This is a genomic window from Micromonospora sp. RP3T, from assembly GCF_003027925.1.
Taxonomy (GTDB): domain Bacteria; phylum Actinomycetota; class Actinomycetes; order Mycobacteriales; family Micromonosporaceae; genus Micromonospora.
The window spans coordinates 53479-71033 of sequence record NZ_PYPS01000026.1; the positions used below are offsets into that span (position 1 = coordinate 53479).

Below are 17555 nucleotides of genomic sequence, written 5' to 3' on the forward strand. Positions count from 1 at the left end.
TACGGTACGGGCCGCCCGCCGGAGGGCCGTGGTGGACCCGACCCGGCCGGCCTGCAAAACTGGGAAGCCGGAGGTGGGGACGTGAGCACTGAGATTCTGGAGCGCCCGGAGCAGAAGGAGGCCGACACCGGCCCCGAGATGTTCCACTACGTGCGCAAGGACAAGATCGCCGAGAGCGCGGTCATGGGCACGTACGTCATCGCGCTGTGCGGGGAGACCTTCCCGGTGACCAAGGCCGCCAAGCCCGGTTCACCGGTCTGCCCGAAGTGCAAGGAGATCTACGAGTCCTGGGGCGAGTGATCGCGGGCGGCTCCGCCGCCCGCCCACGTAACCTGCGCCGGTGACCACCTCCGCCGCCCTGCTCCTCGCCGACCTCACCGGCGTGGCGGTCTTCGCCGCCTCCGGCGCCTCCGCGGCGGTGGCCAAACGGCTCGACCTGTTCGGAGTGGTCTTCGTCGGTGTGGTCGCCGCCCTCGGCGGCGGCATCTTCCGTGACCTGGTCATCGACGAGGTGCCCCCGCTGGCGTTCGCCGACTGGCGGTACGCGGTCACCGCGGCCGTCACCGCCGCCGCCGTGTTCCGCCTGCACCCGCAGCTCGCCCGGCTGCGCACCACCGTGCTGGTGCTGGACGCCGCCGGGCTGGCCCTGTTCACCGTCACCGGCACGCTCAAGGCGCTCGACGCGCACGTGCCGGCCGTCGGCGCCTGCATGATCGGCATGCTCACCGCGATCGGCGGCGGGCTGGGCCGCGACCTGCTCACCGGCGAGATCCCGGTGGTGCTGCGCCGGGAGATCTACGCGGTGGCCGCGCTCGCCGGCTCGATCGTGGTGGCGCTGCTGTCGACGTACGGGCAGGCCACCACCGGACCGCTGACCGGTGCCGCGGTCTTCGTCTTCGGGCTGCGGCTGATCTCGCTGCGCCGGCGCTGGTCCGCCCCGGTGCCGACGGTCCGCCCGCCGCGTACCGGCGCCCCGGGACCACTGCCCTGAGCCGTCCCGCCCGGGGTGGGCTGATGTGACCAGCGTGGCGTCGGGTGGGGCGGCCCGGGCCCGCTGGTTATGCTGAGTCGGCCTTCGCGGCACTGATGCGCGAGGGCGTTTTCATGGGCGGCGGCCCCCGTGGCCCCGGTCGGGCCCGTCGCCGTCCGCGGCGGAGAGGAGCTACCCGTGCCACCGCGGTTGCCGGCGCTCGACACGTTCCCACCACTGCGTTCCTGGCAACGCAAGGCGATGGTGGAATACCTGCGCCGTCGGGCCGAGGACTTCACCGCGGTCGCCACCCCCGGCGCCGGAAAGACCACCTTCGCCCTGCGGATCGCCGCCGAGCTGCTCGCCGACGGCACCGTCGAGGCGGTCACCGTGGTCGCGCCGACGGAGCACCTGAAGACCCAGTGGGCGCAGGCCGCGGCCCGGGTCGGCATCCAGCTCGACGCCGCGTTCCGCAACGCCGACCTGCACTCCGCCGCCGACTTCCACGGCGCGGTGGTCACGTACGCCCAGGTCGGCATGGCGCCGCAGGTGCACCGGCGGCGCACCATGACCCGGCGGACGCTTGTCATCCTGGACGAGATCCACCACGCCGGCGACGCCCGCACCTGGGGCGACGGCGTCAAGGCGGCGTTCGAACCCGCGGTACGCCGGCTGATGCTCACCGGCACGCCGTTCCGTTCCGACGACAACCCGATCCCGTTCATCAGCTACGAGCGCGGCGGGGACGGGCTGCTGCGCTCCCGCGCCGACTCGGTCTACGGCTACGCCGACGCGCTGCGCGACGGCGTGGTCCGACCGGTGCTGTTCCTGGCCTACTCCGGGGAGACCCGGTGGCGCACGAACGCCGGCGACGAGCTGGCCGCCCGGCTGGGCGAGCCGATGACGCAGGACCTGATCGCGCAGGCGTGGCGGACCGCGCTGGACCCGGCCGGCGACTGGATGCCGCAGGTGCTGCGCGCCGCCGACGCCCGACTGAGCACGCTGCGCGCCAACGGCATGCCGGACGCGGGCGGTCTGGTCATCGCCACCGACCAGCAGGTCGCCCGCGCGTACGCCAAGCTGCTGGAGCAGGTGACCGGCGAGAAGGCCGCCGTGGTGCTCTCCGACGACCAGGGCGCGTCCGCGCGGATCGCGACGTTCGCGGCCTCCGAGCAGCGCTGGCTGGTCGCGGTGCGGATGGTGTCCGAGGGCGTGGACATCCCCCGGCTGGCCGTCGGCGTGTACGCGACGAGCGCCAGCACCGCGCTCTACTTCGCGCAGGCGATCGGCCGCTTCGTCCGGGCCCGCCGGCCGGGCGAGACCGCCTCGGTCTTCCTGCCCAGCGTGCCGCACCTGCTCGGGCTGGCCAGCGAGATGGAGATCGAGCGGGACCACGTGCTCGGCAAGCCGAAGGACTCCGACGGCTTCGACGACGACCTGCTGGAGCGTGCCCAACGCGATGACGGGGCCAGCGGCGAGCTGGAGAAGCGGTTCGCGGCGCTCTCCGCCACCGCCGAACTGGACCAGGTGATCTTCGATGGCGCGTCGTTCGGCACCGCGGCCCAGGCCGGCACGCCGGAGGAGGAGGAATACCTCGGCCTCCCCGGTCTGCTCACCGCCGACCAGGTTTCGCTGCTGCTGACCAAGCGGCAGGCCGACCAGCTCGCCGCGCAGAAGCGCCGGGCGGCCCAGCGGGCCGCTGAGCCGGCCGCTGCGGCCCCGGCGGCGGCGCCCCCACCGATGAGTGCGGCCCAGCGTCGGGTGGCGCTACGGCGGCAACTGAACGCCCTGGTGGCCGCCCGGCACCATCGCACCGGCCAGCCGCACGGGAAGATCCACGCCGAGCTGCGTCGGCTCTGCGGCGGCCCGCCCAGCGCCCAGGCGACGATCGAGCAGCTCGAGGAGCGCATCGCCACCGTGCAGACGTTGTAAGGAAGGGCCCCTTCTTAACGCCTCCGGTAGAGGCGGGGCCCCCTGTTAACACCCGGCGCGGGGACGAAAAACCGACCGGAGGCCCCGTTCGGGTGCCTCCGGTCGGTTATGTCGAGTTGCGGATTGTCTGTCGGACTCAGTTCGCCATGAGATCGGTGCCGCGCCAACTGAACTCCGGGTCCGTCGCGTACCGCACGGTGATCTTCACGAGATCCTCCGCGTACTTGTTCGCGTGGTGCCCACAGAACACCAGCTCGCTCCCACCCGAGAGGGTGATCCGGAGCTTGCCGGCAGCATTACAGCGGTCGCACCGTTCATCGGCGGCCGGGGGGCTCACCGTCTCGGGCGGCGGCGTGAGGGTCGGGGTCATCGCCTTCCTCCTCTGGTCGTCACCGATGAACACACTCGTCGGTCGTTGCTCACCTATCCTGCAACACCCATCTCGGGCTCTGCCTTCCCTGTGTGCCCGCGGGGGACCGAGGTCACACCTGGCGTGGAAGACAGTGTGCCGTGCACCAAGGGTGCCACGTCAACGATCACAAACAGGCAACCGACCGATCAAGGATCGGTGTTCTACGGGTGGTGATCAAACCGACACGTCTGGTTGACGTGCGCGGTCAGTCCAGGTAGTCGCGGAGCACCTGCGAACGCGAGGGGTGCCGCAACTTGGACATGGTCTTGGACTCGATCTGCCGGATGCGCTCCCGGGTCACGCCGTACACCTGGCCGATCTCGTCCAGGGTGCGCGGCTGGCCGTCGGTGAGGCCGAAGCGCAGGCGTACCACGCCCGCCTCACGCTCGGACAACGTCTGGAGGACCTGCTGGAGCTGGTCCTGCAGCAGCGAGAACGACACCGCGTCGACCGCCACGACGGCCTCGGAGTCCTCGATGAAGTCGCCGAGCTGGCTGTCCCCCTCGTCACCGATGGTCTGGTCGAGCGAGATGGGCTCCCGGGCGTACTGCTGGATCTCCAGCACCTTCTCCGGTGTGATGTCCATCTCCTTGGCCAGCTCCTCCGGAGTGGGCTCGCGGCCCAGATCCTGGAGCAGCTCGCGCTGGATCCGGCCGAGCTTGTTGATCACCTCGACCATGTGCACCGGGATGCGGATGGTGCGGGCCTGGTCGGCCATGGCGCGGGTGATGGCCTGGCGGATCCACCAGGTGGCGTACGTGGAGAACTTGTAGCCCTTGGTGTAGTCGAACTTCTCGACCGCGCGGATGAGGCCGAGGTTGCCCTCCTGGATCAGGTCGAGGAAGGCCATCCCGCGCCCGGTGTAGCGCTTGGCCAGCGAGACCACGAGTCGGAGGTTCGCCTCCAGCAGGTGGTTCTTGGCCCGCTCGCCGTCCCGGGAGATCCACATCAGGTCGCGCTGCAGATCGCGGACCAGCTTCTCCTCGCCCTCGTCGGCGGCGCGCAGCCGCTCGGCGGCGTAGAGGCCGGCCTCGATCCGCTTGGCGAGCTCGACCTCCTGCTCGGCGTTGAGCAGCGGCACCTTGCCGATCTGCTTGAGGTAGGCCCGGACCGAGTCGGCGGAGGCGGTCAGCTCGGCGTCCCGGCGCGCCTGCTTGAGCGCCTCGGACTCCTCGTCGTCCCACTCGAAGTCGTTGTCGGTGGCGGAGTTCGCGGCGTCGGCCTCGGCGGCCTGGGCCAGCTCGGCCGGCTCCTCGACCACCACGTCCTCGATCTCGGCGGCCAGCTCCTCCGGGTCGACCTCGCCCTCGCCGGCCTTCGCCGGCTTCGCCGCGGCGGTCTTGGCGGCCACGGTGGCCTTGGTGGCCCGGGTCGCCTTGGTGGCCTTGGCCGGGACGGCGGCCTTGCCGGCCAGCTCGGCGGTGGAGCCGGCGGCCTTGCGGGCCGTCGCCTTCCGGGGTGCCGGCGCGGAGGACTCCTCGGCGGCGGGCGCCTGCTTGGGGGCGGGTGCGACCGCCTTCTTGGTGGTCTTGGCGGTGGTGGCCCGGGAGGCCGGGGTGGCGGACCGGGCCGCGGCGACCCGGCGGCGGGTGCTCGCGGAGCCGTCCACCACGACCGTCACGCCCGCCTCGGAGAGCGCGCGGAGGATCTTCTTGGCCTGGGCCGGGGTCACCTCAGCGGACTCGACGGTGCGCGCGAGCTGGGCCGACGTGAGCTGACCACCGGCGCTCTGGGCGTGGGCGATCAGGGTGTCGGTGAGCGAGCGAACGTCGGCGCCGGTCTGGCGGGGTTCTGTCACGAATGACCTTCCGGAGGCGAAGAGCGAGCACGGCCGGGTCGTCCGGCGCAGCACGGGGCCGTGCCGGGCGAGTCGTTGAGGGACCCCCGTGTCCCGGTCCGTCCGGTCGTTGGCGGTCCGTGGCGCGTGGGCAGGGTGAATTGTAACGCCGTCTGCCGCGATCATCCTGCGCAGCACGGCGTACCGGCGGTCCGGGACCGCCGATTCGACGCAGATGTGGACTTTGTAAGGATGATACCCACGCACGGCCAGGCGGGTCCGGGCCGCGCGGGAAGGGGACGAACATGATCGCCTCGGTGCCCACGCCGCGGGAATTGCTCACCATCGCCGTCGAGGTGGCCCGGGACGCCGCGGCCACCGCCCACCGGATGCGCGCCGAGGGTGTCTCGGTGGCCGCGACCAAGAGCACCGCGACCGACGTGGTCACCGCGGCCGACCGGGCGGTGGAGCGGCAGGTGCTGGCCGCGTTGCGGGACCGGCGGCCCGGCGACGCGGTGCTGGGCGAGGAGTACGGCGGGGCCGGCGCGGTCGCGGGGGACGGGGTGCGCTGGATCGTCGATCCGATCGACGGCACCGTCAACTACCTCTACGGGCTGCCCTACTGCGCGGTCTCGCTCGCCGCCGAGGTGGCCGGTGAGGTGGTCGCCGGCGTGGTGCGCAACGTGTTCACCGGCGAGGAGTGGACCGCGACCGCGGGCGGCGGCGCCTGGCGGGACGGTCGGCGGCTCCGCTGCTCCGCCGAGGCCGACCTCGGGCAGGCGCTGGTCGCCACCGGCTTCGGGTACGACGCGGGCCGCCGCGCGCACCAGGCACGGGTGGTCGCCGAGCTGATCCCGCACGTGCGCGACATCCGCCGGATGGGTGCCGCCGCGCTCGACCTCTGCCTGGCCGCCGAGGGACGGGTGGACGCGTACTTCGAGAAGGGGCTGGCCGCCTGGGACCTCGCCGCGGGCGGGCTGGTCGCCCGGGAGGCCGGGCTGCTGGTGACCGGCCTGTCCGGCCGGCCGGCCGGACCGGACCTGGCGCTCGCCGCGCCGCCGGCGCTGCACGGCCCGCTGCACACCCGGCTCGCCGACCTGGACGCCGCCGGCGGGCCGTGACGACCGGTCACCCCACCCCACGGGTACGCGACGAGGGCGGCCTCCCGGACCGCGGAGACCGCCCTGTGTCGTCGTCGGGCCGGCGGACCGGCCCACCTGTCACTTCTCGACCGGCATCGGGCACGTCTCGGGCGGCGCCTCGGGCGCGCCCAGGTCACCCAGCGACTGGTTCACCTCGGTGGTGGTGGCCAACTGCTGGAACCCGTTGCCGAGGACCACGTCGACGGTGTCGTCCTTGCGGTCCGGCAGGAACACCCGCTCGGCGTTGTTGAGGAAGTAGGCCCGGAGCAGGTGGGCCGAGCCGACGCCCTTGGGGCCGAAGCGCAGCACCGCCACGCCGTCGACCTCCTTCGACTCGTTGCCGACCTTCTTGACCTGGAACTTGCGGTTGCGGAAGTCGTCCGCCACGCCGCCGGCCCGGCCGGACTCGTCGGTGGCGTTGTAGACGTTGATCTTCACGTCCTTCTGCTCGCGCAGTCGCAGGTCGACAAGCGGCCAGCCGGCGGGGCAGTCGGCGGCGGTGCCGGCCGAGCCCTGACTGTCCTTGACCACGGCGACGATCACGAAGACCAGGGCGATGACCGCCAGCAGTCCGACGACAACGAGTGCCCGCACTCGCGCAAAACTCATCCTGGGCGCTCCCCGGACAGTGATTGGGTGGCGGCGGCCGGCGCGGTCGGGCCGCGTCTGTCGACCGTCGGAGTACGCCGCTGAGGTTAACCCTTGTCCGGCTCCCGCGTGGAAACAGTCCGACATGCCGGCGCGCCACGGGGGGAACGGGTAGGACTACCCCTATCTTCGTGTCGCCTGAGTCACATTGGGAACAACTTCGGGCGCAGGGGCGTACATCTCTCCCGCAAGGGCGGTATACATGCCTCGCCCAAAGGGGGGGTAAGGTTCCGCGCTCGCCGGAGGGTTCCGCTCCGGCGGACCCGGCCAACCGGTCGTCGGGTCGGGTGCCCGACACAGTTGGTTGCCGGCCAGGGGAACCGAAACGGCGTCGTCCGGCGTTACAACCGGCAGCGACCATATCGATATTGGAGAGTGAAACCGATGGCCACCGACTACGACGCCCCGCGTCGCGACGAGGTCGACCTCGGCGAGGACAGCCTCGAGGAGCTCAAGGCCCGGCGGGTCGACTCACAGTCGGGCGCCGTGGACGTCGACGAGGCCGAAGTGGCCGAGAGCTTCGAGCTGCCCGGCGCCGACCTGGCCGACGAGGAGCTCACGGTCAAGGTCCTCCCGATGCAGCAGGACGAGTTCCGGTGCGCGCGCTGCTTCCTGGTCCACCACCGCAGCCAGCTCGCGGTCGAGCGCAACGGCGACCTGATCTGCCGAGAGTGCGTCTGACCCCGAGCCGGGACACCGGCGGCGGCCTCCTCGTCGGGGCCGCCGCTGTTCGAGCCGCCGTGCGCCGGTGGCCGGAAGCTGCTTGACTCGTACGGGCGGCTGCCATGCCGCGCGGAGCAGGAGGGCGGACGGGTGAGCGAGCGCAGCGAGCGGGATGACCGGACGGGAGTCCCGGAGACGGGACCGACACCGTCCGTCCCGGACCCGACCACCGCCCCGGCCCGCGCCGAGGAGACCGTCGACCCGGCCGCGACGCCGACCGGCGAGGAGCTGGGCGCCACGGTCGCGGCCCTGACCGCCGACGACATCGCCCCGGCCCGCCGCCGGCAACTGCTGGTCCGGCTGGTCGGCCAGGCCCGGGCGCGCGGCCTCACCGACCTGTTCAAGCCCAAGGCAGCGCTGCGCTGGATGACCGAGACCGTCGCCGAGGTCGCGCCGCACGTGCCGATCCGGGACCTCGCCACGCTGCGGCGGCACTTCCCCGGCCTGGACGACGACGCGCTCGCCGACCGGCTGGTCCGCAACGCGTCCCGGGCCACCGCCGGGGTCGGCGCGGCCGGTGGTGGGGTCGCCGCGGTCGAGTGGGCGGTCACGCCCACCCTGCTCTCCGCCCCGGTCCTGCTGGCCGCCGAGACGGTCGCCGTGGTGGCGATCGAGTTGAAGCTCATCGGGGAGCTGCACGAACTCCACCGGATGCCGCTGCCCACCGGCGGCACCGCGCGTGCCGTGGCGCTGGTGCAGTCCTGGGCCGGCCAGCGGGGGATCAACCCGATGATGCCCGGCGTCGGGGTGAGCGCCGTGCTGGGCACCGCCGCCCGCCGCGAACTGCGGGACAGCATGCTGCGCCGCTTCGGACGCAACCTCACCACGCTCGGGCCGTTCCTGACCGGCGCCGCGGTGGCCGGCTACCTCAACCGGCGGGCCACCCGCACGCTCGGCGAGCAGCTCCGCAAGGACCTCCGGCGCACCGCCCGCGGCCTGCCCCACGAGCGGGACTGACGGCCGGGACGGAGGAGCGGTCAGGCCGCGTCGCGGGCGGCCAGCAGCGCGGTCGCCAGCTCCACCGGGTGCCGGGTGCTGACCACCCAGAACGGGGTGGGGTCCGCCGGGTCGTCCAGCACCACCTGCACGGCGCCGCCGATCCAGGGGCGCTGCACCACGAACGCGAGCGGATCGGCGCCGACGCCGAGCACCTCACGCCGGCCGGCCGCGTCCAGCGGCACCGCGTCCGCCACGTGGCGCACCGGGAGGTGGGCGTCGTCGACCCGCAGCTCGCCGTCGCGTACCTCGACCCGGATCCGGCCCAGCCACCACAGGGCGGCCACCGTGCCGGGGATCAGCAGCACGAACGGCAGCCAGGCCCGGAAGCCGGTCGCGCCCAGCCACAGCTCGGCGGCGAGCAGCCCGGCCACGGCCAGCCCGGCGGGCCAGGCCCACCAGGGCAGCCCCAGGCGCTCCGCGTACGGCGCGGGGGTGGCCGTCGGGGCGGCCGGGGATGACGACTGACGCACACTGCGAGGGTACGGCGCGTGGCGGGCCGGCCAACCGGCAGGATGGCAGGGGCACCCCGAGGACCGGACGGAAGAGGATGACCGTGACAGATGTCGTACCCGTGCCCGTACGGCGGCTCGATCCGGAGTTGCCGCTGCCGGCGTACGCCCATCCCGGCGACGCCGGCGCGGACCTGGTGGCCGCCGCGGACGTGGAGCTGCCGCCCGGCGGGCGCGCGTTGGTGCCCACCGGCGTGGCGGTGGCGCTGCCGGAGGGGTACGTCGGGCTGGTCCACCCCCGGTCGGGGCTGGCCGCCAGGCTCGGCGTGACGGTGCTCAACGCGCCCGGTACGGTCGACGCCGGCTACCGGGGTGAGATCCTGGTCAACCTGATCAACCATGATCGGGACACGCCGGCGCGGATCAGCCGGGGCGACCGGATCGCGCAGTTGGTGGTCCAGCGGGTCGCCCGGGCCGAGTTCCGGCCGGTGGCCGAGCTGCCCGGCTCCCGGCGCGGGACCGGCGGGCACGGGTCCACCGGCGGGCACGCCGGGCTGGTTCCGGCTCCGGGCGGCGGGCAGAGCGAAGAGGTGGCAGGGTGAGTGCGAACAGCGGAGGGTGGGCGCAGTGATCTTCTCCCGGAAGCGGGCCGGCGAGGCGCGGCACGCGCGTGACAACGGGGTCCTCGACGCCGGGGAGACCCCGGCGGCGCCGGCTCGTGGCCCCTACGACGTCAGCGAGGCGCCCGACGCGCCCCGGCTCGACCTGGGCAGCATCCAGATCCCGGCGGTGCCGGACGTGGAGGTGCGGGTGCAGGCCGACCCGCAGGGCGTGATCCAGCAGGTGGTGCTGGTGCACGGGCAGAACGCGTTGCAGCTCGGCGTGTTCGCCGCACCCCGTTCGGAGGGCATCTGGGACGAGGTGCGCGAGGAGATCCGCACCTCGCTGCTGAACGACGGCGCCGCCGCCCAGGAGGTCGAGGGGGAGCGCGGCACCGAGCTGCGGGCCCAGGTCCGCACCCCGGACGGCGTGACCGACCTGCGGTTCATCGGCATCGACGGGCCGCGCTGGATGGTGCGGGGCGTCTTCCAGGGCCAGGCGGCCGTCGACCCGGCCGCCGGCGGCCCGCTCGCGGCCTGCCTGGACGGCCTGGTGGTGGACCGTGGCCAGGAGGCCAAGCCGGTCCGTGAGCCGCTGCCGCTGCGACTGCCGCGCGAGGTGGCCGAGCAGCAGGCCGCCGAGCAGCAGGCGGCCGGTCCGCAGGAGGTCTGAGGCCCGCGCCGGGCCCGGTCCCGTCGGCCCCGAGCCGGCGGGACCGGGCCCGCGGCGTGTCCGCCCGGCGTGCCGCCGGTCCCGCCGGCCGGCCGGACCGGCGTACGCTGGCGGGACGGTTCCGCCATCCGCGGGACCCCGGCGCGGAGAGGTGACGCGGAGGTCATGACGACCGACCAGGGCCGGGTGTCGCTGCGGCGGCTGCTGCAACGGTTCACCGCGAGCGAGGCCGAGATCGAGGCGCAGGAGCTGCGCCGGGAGAGCGCCGAATCCGGCGGCACCCCCACCCACCAGTGCAACCGTGGTCAGGTGGTCTCGGTGGCCGGGCGGCTGCGCACCGTGGTCTACACGCCGCGCACCAACCTGCCCACGCTGGAGGCCGACCTCTACGACGGCAACGACGTGGTCACCCTCGTCTGGCTGGGCCGGCGGCACATCGCCGGGATCGAGCCGGGCCGGCACCTCACCGCCCACGGCCGGGTGGCCGTGCGGGACGACCGCAAGGTGATCTACAACCCGTACTACGAGCTGGAGCCGCCGAAGTGACGACCGGACAGCAGCACACCCCGTCGGGCCTCGACCCGCAGGACGAGGAGCGGCTGCCCAGCATCGCCGAGCAGATGGCCGACCAGCTCGGCGGCTGGCGCGGCCTGGTCGAGTCGAGCATCCCGGTGGTGGTCTTCGTGATCGCCAACGTGGTGGGCGAGCTGCGCCCCGCCGTGATCGCCTCGGTCGCGGTGGCGCTGCTGATCGCCGTGCTCCGGCTGATCCAGCGCCGGCCGGTGCGACACGCGGTCAACGGGCTGTTCGGCGTCGGCATCGGCGCGGCCATCGCCTGGCGGACCGGCAACGAGCGGGACTTCTACCTCCCCGGCATCCTCTACGGCATCGGCTACGGCCTGGCGCTGCTGCTCTCCGCCGCGATCCGGCAGCCGCTGGTCGGCTGGATCTGGTCGGTGCTGGTCGCCAAGGGCCGCTCCGAGTGGCGCGACGACCCCAGGCTGGTGCGCACCTTCACCCAGCTCACCGTGCTCTGGGGCGTGGTGTGGCTGGCCAAGGTCGGCGTGCAGGCCGGGCTCTACCTGGCCCACCAGGACACCGCGCTCGGCGTGGCCCGGCTCGCCCTGGGCTACCCGCCGTACGCGCTGCTGCTGTTGATCACCGTCTGGGCGGTGCGCCGGGTCACCCGGGAGGGCGCCGGCGCCACCCCGCTGCCCGGCGCCTGAGCCCGCTCAGGAGCGCTCGCGCAACCGATCGGTGCTGTCCGGCCCGAGGATCACGGCGCGCACCTCGTCCTCCACCTCGGCGGTGCACACGAACACCAGCTCGTCGCCGGCCTCGATCGGGTCGTCCGGGGTGGGCACCAGCACCCGCTTGCCGCGCAGGATCGCCACCAGCGCCGCGTCCCGGGGGATCGGCACCGCGTGGATCGGCTGCCCCACGTAGGGCGCGGTCGGCGGCAGGGTGATCTCCACCAGGTTCGCCTCGCCCTGCCGGAACGTCATCAGCCGGACCAGGTCGCCGACGGTCACCGCCTCCTCGACCAGCGCGGCCATCACCCGCGGCTTGCTGACCGCGACGTCCACGCCCCACTGCTCGGTGAACAGCCACTCGTTCTCCGCCCGGTTGACCCGGGCCACCACCCGGGGCACCGCGAACTCGGTCTTGGCCAGCAGCGAGACCACCAGGTTGACCTTGTCGTCGCCGGTGGCCGCGACCACCACGTCGCAGCCGGCCACGTTGGCCTCCTCCAGGCTGGCCAGCTCGCACGCGTCGGCCAGCACCCAGTCGGCGGTCGGTACCCGGTCGGGCCGCAGCATCTTCGGCTGCCGCTCGATCAGCATCACCTGATGGCCGTTGTCGATCAGCTCCTGGGCGATCGAGCGGCCCACGTTGCCGGCGCCGGCGATGGCGATCCGCATGACTCAGTGCCCCCCTTCCGGCGGCGCCGCCGCCACCGAGGTGACCGAGGCGACGATGTCGTCGGTCACCAGCATGAAGACCTGGTCGCCCTCCTGCACCACGGTGGAGGCGGTGGGCAGCGTGCCGATCCCGAAGCGGGTCAGGTAGGCGACCCGGGCGCCGGCGGACTCCTCGAGCTGCCGCAACGGCCGGCCGATCCAGTCCTTGTGCACCGGCACCTCGACGATCGACACGGTGCTGGTCAGGTCGCGGAAGATCTCCACGTTCCCCTCGGGGACCAGGTGGCGCAGCATCCGGTCGGCGGTCCACCGGACGGTCGCCACGGTCGGGATGCCGAGGCGCTCGTAGACCTGGGCGCGGCGCTGGTCGTAGATCCGGGCCGCCACCCGGGAGACGCCGAACGTCTCGCGGGCCAGCCGGGCCGAGATGATGTTGGAGTTGTCGCCGCTGGAGACCGCGGCGAACGCGTCGGCCCGCTCGATGCCGGCCTCGCGCAGCACCTCGCCGTCGAAGCCGGCGCCGGTGACCGTGATGCCGGCGAAGTCGGGCCCGAGTCGGCGGAACGCGTCCGCGTCCTGGTCGATCACCGCCACCGAGTGCCCCCGGGACTCCAGGCTGTGCGCCAGGGTCGACCCGACCCGGCCGCAGCCCATGATCACGACATGCACGGTGTCCGCTCCTCCCACGGTGCCGCCCGCCGACCCGTCGTCTGCGAGCCTGCCACGTCCCCGCGCCCGGCGGGGCACCGACGGTACCGCGCGGGCGCGCGCGGCGGTGATCAGCCACCCCACCGTCCCGCGCCGGGTGGCCGTACGCTTGTCGGTTGTGGCCAGCCCCACCTCGCTGCTGAAGCGACTCCTCCTCGGTCGACCGTTCCGGTCCGACCGCCTCCAGCACACCCTGCTGCCGAAGCGCATCGCGCTGCCGGTCTTCGCGTCCGACGCGCTCTCCAGCGTGGCGTACGCGCCGGACGAGATCCTGCTGACGCTCTCCATCGCGGGCGCCTCCGCGTACTTCTTCTCGCCGTGGGTCGCGCTCGCCGTCGTCGTGGTGATGCTCACCGTGGTGGCGAGCTACCGGCAGAACGTGCACGCCTACCCGTCCGGCGGCGGCGACTACGAGGTGGCCACCGTCAACCTCGGTCCGCGGGCCGGTCTCGCGGTGGCCAGCGCGTTGCTCGTGGACTACGTGCTGACGGTCGCCGTGTCGGTCTCCTCCGGGGTGGCGAACCTCGGCTCGGTGGTGCCGTTCGTGGCCACCCACAAGGTGCTCATCGCGGTCAGCGCGGTGGTGCTGCTCACCGCGATCAACCTGCGCGGCCTGCGCGAGTCGGGCACCGCGTTCGCCATCCCCACCTACGGCTTCGTCATCGTCATCGGCGGCATGCTGCTGACCGGCGCGGTGCGGATCTTCGTGCTCGGCGACGACCTGCGCGCGCCGAGCGCCGGCCTGGAGATCCACGCCGAGCACAGCGTCACCGGATTCGCGTTGATCTTCCTGCTGCTGCGCACGTTCTCCTCCGGCTGCGCGGCGCTCACCGGCGTGGAGGCGATCTCCAACGGCGTACCCGCGTTCAAGTCGCCGAAGTCGAAGAACGCGGCCACCACGCTGCTGCTGCTCGGCGGCATCGCGGTCACCATGCTGGTCGGCATCATCCTGCTGGCCCGCCGGACCGGCCTGCAGTACGTCGAGAGCCCCAGCCAGATCGTCTCCGGTCCGGACGGGTACGTGCAGAAGACGGTCACCGTGCAGCTCGGCGAGACCGTGTTCGGCGGCGGCTCGGTGCTGCTCTACGTGGTCGCCGGGATGACCGCGCTGATCCTGTTCCTGGCCGCGAACACCGCGTTCAACGGCTTCCCGGTGCTCGGCTCGATCCTCGCGCAGGACCGCTACCTGCCCCGGCAGCTGCACACCCGGGGCGACCGGCTGGCGTTCTCCAACGGCATCGTCTTCCTCGCCGTCTCCGCGGTGGTGCTCATCGTCGGCTTCCAGGCCGAGGTGACCCGGCTCATCCAGCTCTACATCGTCGGCGTGTTCGTCTCGTTCACGCTCTCCCAGGCCGGCATGATCCGGCACTGGAACCGGCACCTGCGCAACGAGCGGGACCTCCAGGCGCGGCGGCGGATGATCCGGTCCCGGGCCATCAACGCGTTCGGCATGGCGATGACCGGTGTGGTGCTGGTCATCGTGCTGGTCACCAAGTTCCTGCTCGGCGCCTGGATCGCGATCGTCGCGATGGCCGTGATGTACGTGGTCATGCTGGGCATCCGCCGGCACTACGACCGGGTCGCCGCGGAGCTGGAGCCGACCGAGCAGCGGGCCGTGCTGCCCGCCCGCAACCACGCCATCGTGCTGGTCAGCAAGCTGCACCAGCCCACGCTGCGGGCCGTCGCGTACGCCCGGGCCACCCGGCCGGACACGCTCACCGCGGTGACCGTCAACGTGGACGAGAAGGACACCCGGGACCTCCAGGCCGACTGGGAACGGCGGGAGCTGCCGGTGCCGCTGACCGTGATCGACTCCCCGTACCGGGAGATCACCCGGCCGATCCTCAACTTCGTGTCCTCGGTCCGCCGGGAGTCGCCGCGCGACGTGGTCACCGTCTTCATCCCGGAGTACGTGGTGGGCCGCTGGTGGGAGAACCTGCTGCACAACCAGAGCGCGCTGCGGCTCAAGGGCCGGCTGCTGTTCGAACCGGGCGTGATGGTGACCAGCGTGCCCTGGCAGCTCGCGTCCACCGCCAGCAAGAACCTGGACCGCTTGGACGCCACGCTCAGCCGCGGGCCGGCACGCGGCCCCCGGGTCGCGCCGCGCAGCACCCTGCCGCCGCCCGTCGACGCCACGCCCTCCGAGCCCGAGGGTCGGTCATGAGCGCGGATCCGCGGCCCGGGCTGGTGGAGGCCGAGCGGGTCGAGCTGACCGTCGACGCGGTCGCCCCCGGCGGGCACTGCGTGGCCCGGGTCGACGGCCAGGTGGTCTTCGTCCGGCACGCGCTGCCCGGCGAGCGGGTGGTGGCCGAGGTGACCGAGCTGCACCGGGGCTTCGCCCGCGCCGACGCGGTGCAGATCCTCGACGCCTCGCCGGACCGGGTCACCCCGCCCTGCCCGTACGCCCGGCCGGGCGGGTGCGGCGGCTGCGACCTCCAGCACGTCGCCCCGGCCGCCCAGCTCAACTGGAAGCTCGCCGTGGTGCGCGAGCAGCTCACCCGGCTGGGCCGGCTCACCGACGCGCAGGTGGACGCGCTCGGCGTCCGGGTCGAGGCGCTGCCCGGCGGGCCGCTGGGCTGGCGCTCCCGGGTCCGCTACGCGGTCGACGCCGCCGACCGGGCCGGGCTGCTCAAGCACCGCTCGCACGAGGTGGTGCCGATCGACAGCTGCCTGATCGCCCATCCGGCGATCCGGGAGCTGCCGGTGCTGCCGCCCACCGGGACGCGCTGGCCGGACGCCGACGCGGTGGAGGCGGTCGCCAGCACCGGCGGGGACGTCACCGTGCTCGCGTACGCCGACGGGGTGCCCACCGCCGTGCGCGGGCCGGAGCGGGTCCGGGAGACGGCGGCCGGGCGGTCGTTCACGCTGCCCGCGTCCGGCTTCTGGCAGGTGCACCCGGCCGCGGCGGACGCCCTGGTCGGCGCCGTGCTGGACCTGCTCGACCCGCGTCCCGGCGAGACCGCCTGGGACCTGTACGGCGGGGCCGGGCTGTTCGCCGCCGCGCTCGCCGGCCGGGTCGACGGGGCCCGGGTGACGGTTGTCGAGTCCGCTCCGGACGGGGTGGCCGCGGCCCGGACGAACCTGGCCGACCTGGCCGCCGTGGAGGTGGTCGCGGCCCGGGTGGAGACCGCGCTGGCCCGCCGCCGGGTCACCGGGCCGGTCGACCTGGTGGTGCTCGACCCGCCGCGCTCCGGCGCGGGCGCGGCGGTGGTCCGCGGCGTGGTGGCCGCCGACCCGCGGGCGGTGGCGTACGTGGCCTGCGACCCGGCCGCCTTCGCCCGAGACGTGCGCACGTTCGTCGAGGCGGGCTGGCGGCTGGCCGCGCTGCGCGGGTTCGACCTGTTCCCGATGACCCAGCACGTCGAGCTGGTCGGCCTGTTCCTGCCCCCGGCACAGTGACTAGCCTGGCCCGATGAAGATCGTCGGGTTGATGTCGGGGACGTCGTACGACGGGGTGGACGTGGCCGCCGGCGAGTTCACGCTCGACGGGGACACGCTGCGGCTACGGCCGCTCGGGCACCGTGAGCTGGCGTACCCGGACGAGCTGCGGGCGCGGATCGAGGCGCTGCTGCCGCCGGCGGCCACCACGATCGAGGCGGTCTGCCGGCTCGACAACCGGCTCGGCGACGTGTTCGCCGAGGCGGCGGCCGTCGGCGTCGAACTGGCCGGCGGCACCGTCGACGCGGTCGTGTCCCACGGCCAGACCGTCTTCCACTGGGTCGAGGCCGGCCGGGCGCGCGGCACGCTCCAGCTCGGCGCGCCGGCCCGGGTCGCCGCGCGCGTCGGCGTACCGGTGCTGCACGACCTGCGCTCGGCGGACGTGGCGGCCGGCGGGCAGGGTGCGCCGCTGGTCCCGGCGTTCGACGCGCTGCTGCTCGACGCGGCCGGCGGCCCTCGGGCGGCCCTGAACCTGGGCGGGATCGCGAACCTCACCGTGGTCGCGCCCGGGGCACCGGTCCTCGGGTACGACGTGGGCCCGGCCAACGCGTTGCTGGACGCCGCCGCCCGGCGCTTCCTGGGTCGTCCCTGCGACGTCGACGGGGCGCGCGCCGCCGCCGGCCGGGTGCACGGTGCACTGCTGGATCGGCTGCTCGCCGAGCCGTACTACGCCGCGCCGCCGCCCAGGTCGACGGGCAAGGAGCTGTTCCACGGCGGCTACCTGGACGCCGCGCTGGCCGCGCTCGGCGAGCCGGTGGCCGCCGACGACGTGCTGGCCACGCTCACCGAACTGACCGCCCGCACGGTCGCCGACGCGTGCGACCGGCACCGGGTCACCGAGGTGGTGGCCGCCGGCGGGGGAGTGCGTAATCCCACACTCCGAGCCCGGCTGGCCGCGCTCGGCACCGGTCGCTGGCGGCTGCGGACCACCGACGAGCTGGGCGTCCCGGCGCAGGCCAAGGAGGCGTACGCGTTCGCGCTGCTGGGCTGGCTGAGCTGGCACGGGCTGCCCGGCGCGGTGCCGTCGGTGACCGGTGCGTCCCGGGCCGCGGTGCTCGGCTCCTGGACCCCGGCCGGCCCGCCGTTCGGGGCGCCGAGCCCGACGCCACCCCGTCGGCTGACGGTGGCGTCCTGAGCCACGGCTCGGCTGCGGACTGTGCCAC

The 17555-nt window shown here is 73.8% G+C and carries 19 protein-coding genes; 13 read left to right on the forward strand and 6 right to left on the reverse strand.

The genetic code is table 11. The features are described 5' to 3' along the window. The first annotated feature begins 81 nt into the window (after positions 1 to 81). The 3 genes from C8054_RS20800 (at position 82) to C8054_RS20810 (ending at position 2902) form a co-directional block, all read left to right on the forward strand. The gene (locus C8054_RS20800; protein ID WP_107159174.1) at positions 82 to 300 is read left to right on the forward strand and encodes a DUF3039 domain-containing protein; all 219 of its coding nucleotides are present in this window, start codon (positions 82 to 84) and stop codon (positions 298 to 300) included. Positions 301 to 340: 40 nt separating this feature from the next. Beyond that, complete coding sequence (locus tag C8054_RS20805) at positions 341 to 991, forward strand: trimeric intracellular cation channel family protein (protein WP_107159176.1); 651 nt, start codon at positions 341 to 343, stop codon at positions 989 to 991. Positions 992 to 1168: 177 nt separating this feature from the next. Then, complete coding sequence (locus C8054_RS20810; RefSeq protein ID WP_107159178.1) at positions 1169 to 2902, forward strand: DEAD/DEAH box helicase; 1734 nt, start codon at positions 1169 to 1171, stop codon at positions 2900 to 2902. A gap of 136 nt (positions 2903 to 3038) precedes the next feature. On the opposite strand, the gene C8054_RS20815 is transcribed toward C8054_RS20810, so the two are convergent. Both C8054_RS20815 and C8054_RS20820 read right to left on the reverse strand, forming a co-directional pair. Then, positions 3039 to 3272, reverse strand: a complete 234-nt coding sequence (locus C8054_RS20815; protein WP_091070720.1) for a hypothetical protein — start codon at positions 3270 to 3272, stop codon at positions 3039 to 3041. Between the two features lie 247 nt (positions 3273 to 3519). Next, complete coding sequence (locus C8054_RS20820; protein ID WP_107159180.1) at positions 3520 to 5112, reverse strand: RNA polymerase sigma factor; 1593 nt, start codon at positions 5110 to 5112, stop codon at positions 3520 to 3522. Positions 5113 to 5396: 284 nt separating this feature from the next. Here C8054_RS20820 and C8054_RS20825 point away from each other — a divergent pair, with 284 nt between their 5' ends. Then, on the forward strand, positions 5397 to 6212 hold the full coding sequence (locus tag C8054_RS20825) for an inositol monophosphatase family protein (protein WP_107159182.1): 816 nt from the start codon (positions 5397 to 5399) through the stop codon (positions 6210 to 6212). A gap of 99 nt (positions 6213 to 6311) precedes the next feature. On the opposite strand, the gene C8054_RS20830 is transcribed toward C8054_RS20825, so the two are convergent. Then, positions 6312 to 6827, reverse strand: coding sequence for a LytR C-terminal domain-containing protein (locus tag C8054_RS20830; protein WP_199199858.1), 516 nt, complete (start codon positions 6825 to 6827; stop codon positions 6312 to 6314). A 438-nt stretch (positions 6828 to 7265) separates the two neighbouring features. On the opposite strand from C8054_RS20830, the gene C8054_RS20835 reads away from it, so the two are divergent. Both C8054_RS20835 and C8054_RS20840 read left to right on the forward strand, forming a co-directional pair. After that, complete coding sequence (locus tag C8054_RS20835) at positions 7266 to 7562, forward strand: DUF4193 domain-containing protein (RefSeq protein WP_013284790.1); 297 nt, start codon at positions 7266 to 7268, stop codon at positions 7560 to 7562. 270 nt (positions 7563 to 7832) lie between these two features. Continuing rightward, positions 7833 to 8561 (forward strand): hypothetical protein, encoded by a 729-nt coding sequence (locus tag C8054_RS20840; protein ID WP_107159275.1) that lies wholly within the window; start codon positions 7833 to 7835, stop codon positions 8559 to 8561. Positions 8562 to 8581: 20 nt separating this feature from the next. On the opposite strand, the gene C8054_RS20845 is transcribed toward C8054_RS20840, so the two are convergent. Beyond that, a complete protein-coding gene (locus C8054_RS20845) occupies positions 8582 to 9073 on the reverse strand; it encodes a DUF3093 domain-containing protein (protein ID WP_107159187.1) in 492 nt (163 codons plus the stop codon). Between the two features lie 83 nt (positions 9074 to 9156). On the opposite strand from C8054_RS20845, the gene dut reads away from it, so the two are divergent. The 4 genes from dut (at position 9157) to C8054_RS20865 (ending at position 11550) form a co-directional block, all read left to right on the forward strand. Continuing rightward, positions 9157 to 9654, forward strand: coding sequence for a dUTP diphosphatase (gene dut / locus C8054_RS20850; protein ID WP_199199859.1), 498 nt, complete (start codon positions 9157 to 9159; stop codon positions 9652 to 9654). Positions 9655 to 9679: 25 nt separating this feature from the next. After that, positions 9680 to 10324 carry a DUF3710 domain-containing protein gene (locus tag C8054_RS20855; RefSeq protein WP_107159191.1) on the forward strand — a complete coding sequence of 215 codons (645 nt, stop codon included), beginning with the start codon at positions 9680 to 9682 and terminating at the stop codon, positions 10322 to 10324. Between the two features lie 165 nt (positions 10325 to 10489). Then, the gene (locus C8054_RS20860) at positions 10490 to 10870 is read left to right on the forward strand and encodes an OB-fold nucleic acid binding domain-containing protein (protein ID WP_107159277.1); all 381 of its coding nucleotides are present in this window, start codon (positions 10490 to 10492) and stop codon (positions 10868 to 10870) included. After that, positions 10867 to 11550: a DUF3159 domain-containing protein gene (locus tag C8054_RS20865; protein WP_107159193.1), complete on the forward strand. Its 684-nt coding sequence runs from the start codon at positions 10867 to 10869 to the stop codon at positions 11548 to 11550. Before C8054_RS20860 ends, C8054_RS20865 begins: the two co-directional genes overlap by 4 nt. A gap of 6 nt (positions 11551 to 11556) precedes the next feature. Here C8054_RS20865 and C8054_RS20870 read toward each other — a convergent pair whose 3' ends face one another. Both C8054_RS20870 and C8054_RS20875 read right to left on the reverse strand, forming a co-directional pair. Continuing rightward, positions 11557 to 12246, reverse strand: a complete 690-nt coding sequence (locus C8054_RS20870; RefSeq protein WP_107159195.1) for a TrkA family potassium uptake protein — start codon at positions 12244 to 12246, stop codon at positions 11557 to 11559. Positions 12247 to 12249: 3 nt separating this feature from the next. After that, a complete protein-coding gene (locus C8054_RS20875; RefSeq protein WP_107159279.1) occupies positions 12250 to 12915 on the reverse strand; it encodes a TrkA family potassium uptake protein in 666 nt (221 codons plus the stop codon). A gap of 157 nt (positions 12916 to 13072) precedes the next feature. On the opposite strand from C8054_RS20875, the gene C8054_RS20880 reads away from it, so the two are divergent. Genes C8054_RS20880 through C8054_RS20890 form a run of 3 tightly spaced genes read left to right on the forward strand, consistent with a single transcriptional unit; the run spans position 13073 to position 17527 of the window. After that, on the forward strand, positions 13073 to 15118 hold the full coding sequence (locus C8054_RS20880) for an APC family permease (RefSeq protein WP_107159197.1): 2046 nt from the start codon (positions 13073 to 13075) through the stop codon (positions 15116 to 15118). Then, on the forward strand, positions 15115 to 16353 hold the full coding sequence (locus C8054_RS20885) for a class I SAM-dependent RNA methyltransferase (protein ID WP_107159199.1): 1239 nt from the start codon (positions 15115 to 15117) through the stop codon (positions 16351 to 16353). Before C8054_RS20880 ends, C8054_RS20885 begins: the two co-directional genes overlap by 4 nt. A 13-nt stretch (positions 16354 to 16366) precedes the next feature. Further along, the gene (locus tag C8054_RS20890; RefSeq protein WP_107159201.1) at positions 16367 to 17527 is read left to right on the forward strand and encodes an anhydro-N-acetylmuramic acid kinase; all 1161 of its coding nucleotides are present in this window, start codon (positions 16367 to 16369) and stop codon (positions 17525 to 17527) included. Positions 17528 to 17555: the final 28 nt, after the last annotated feature.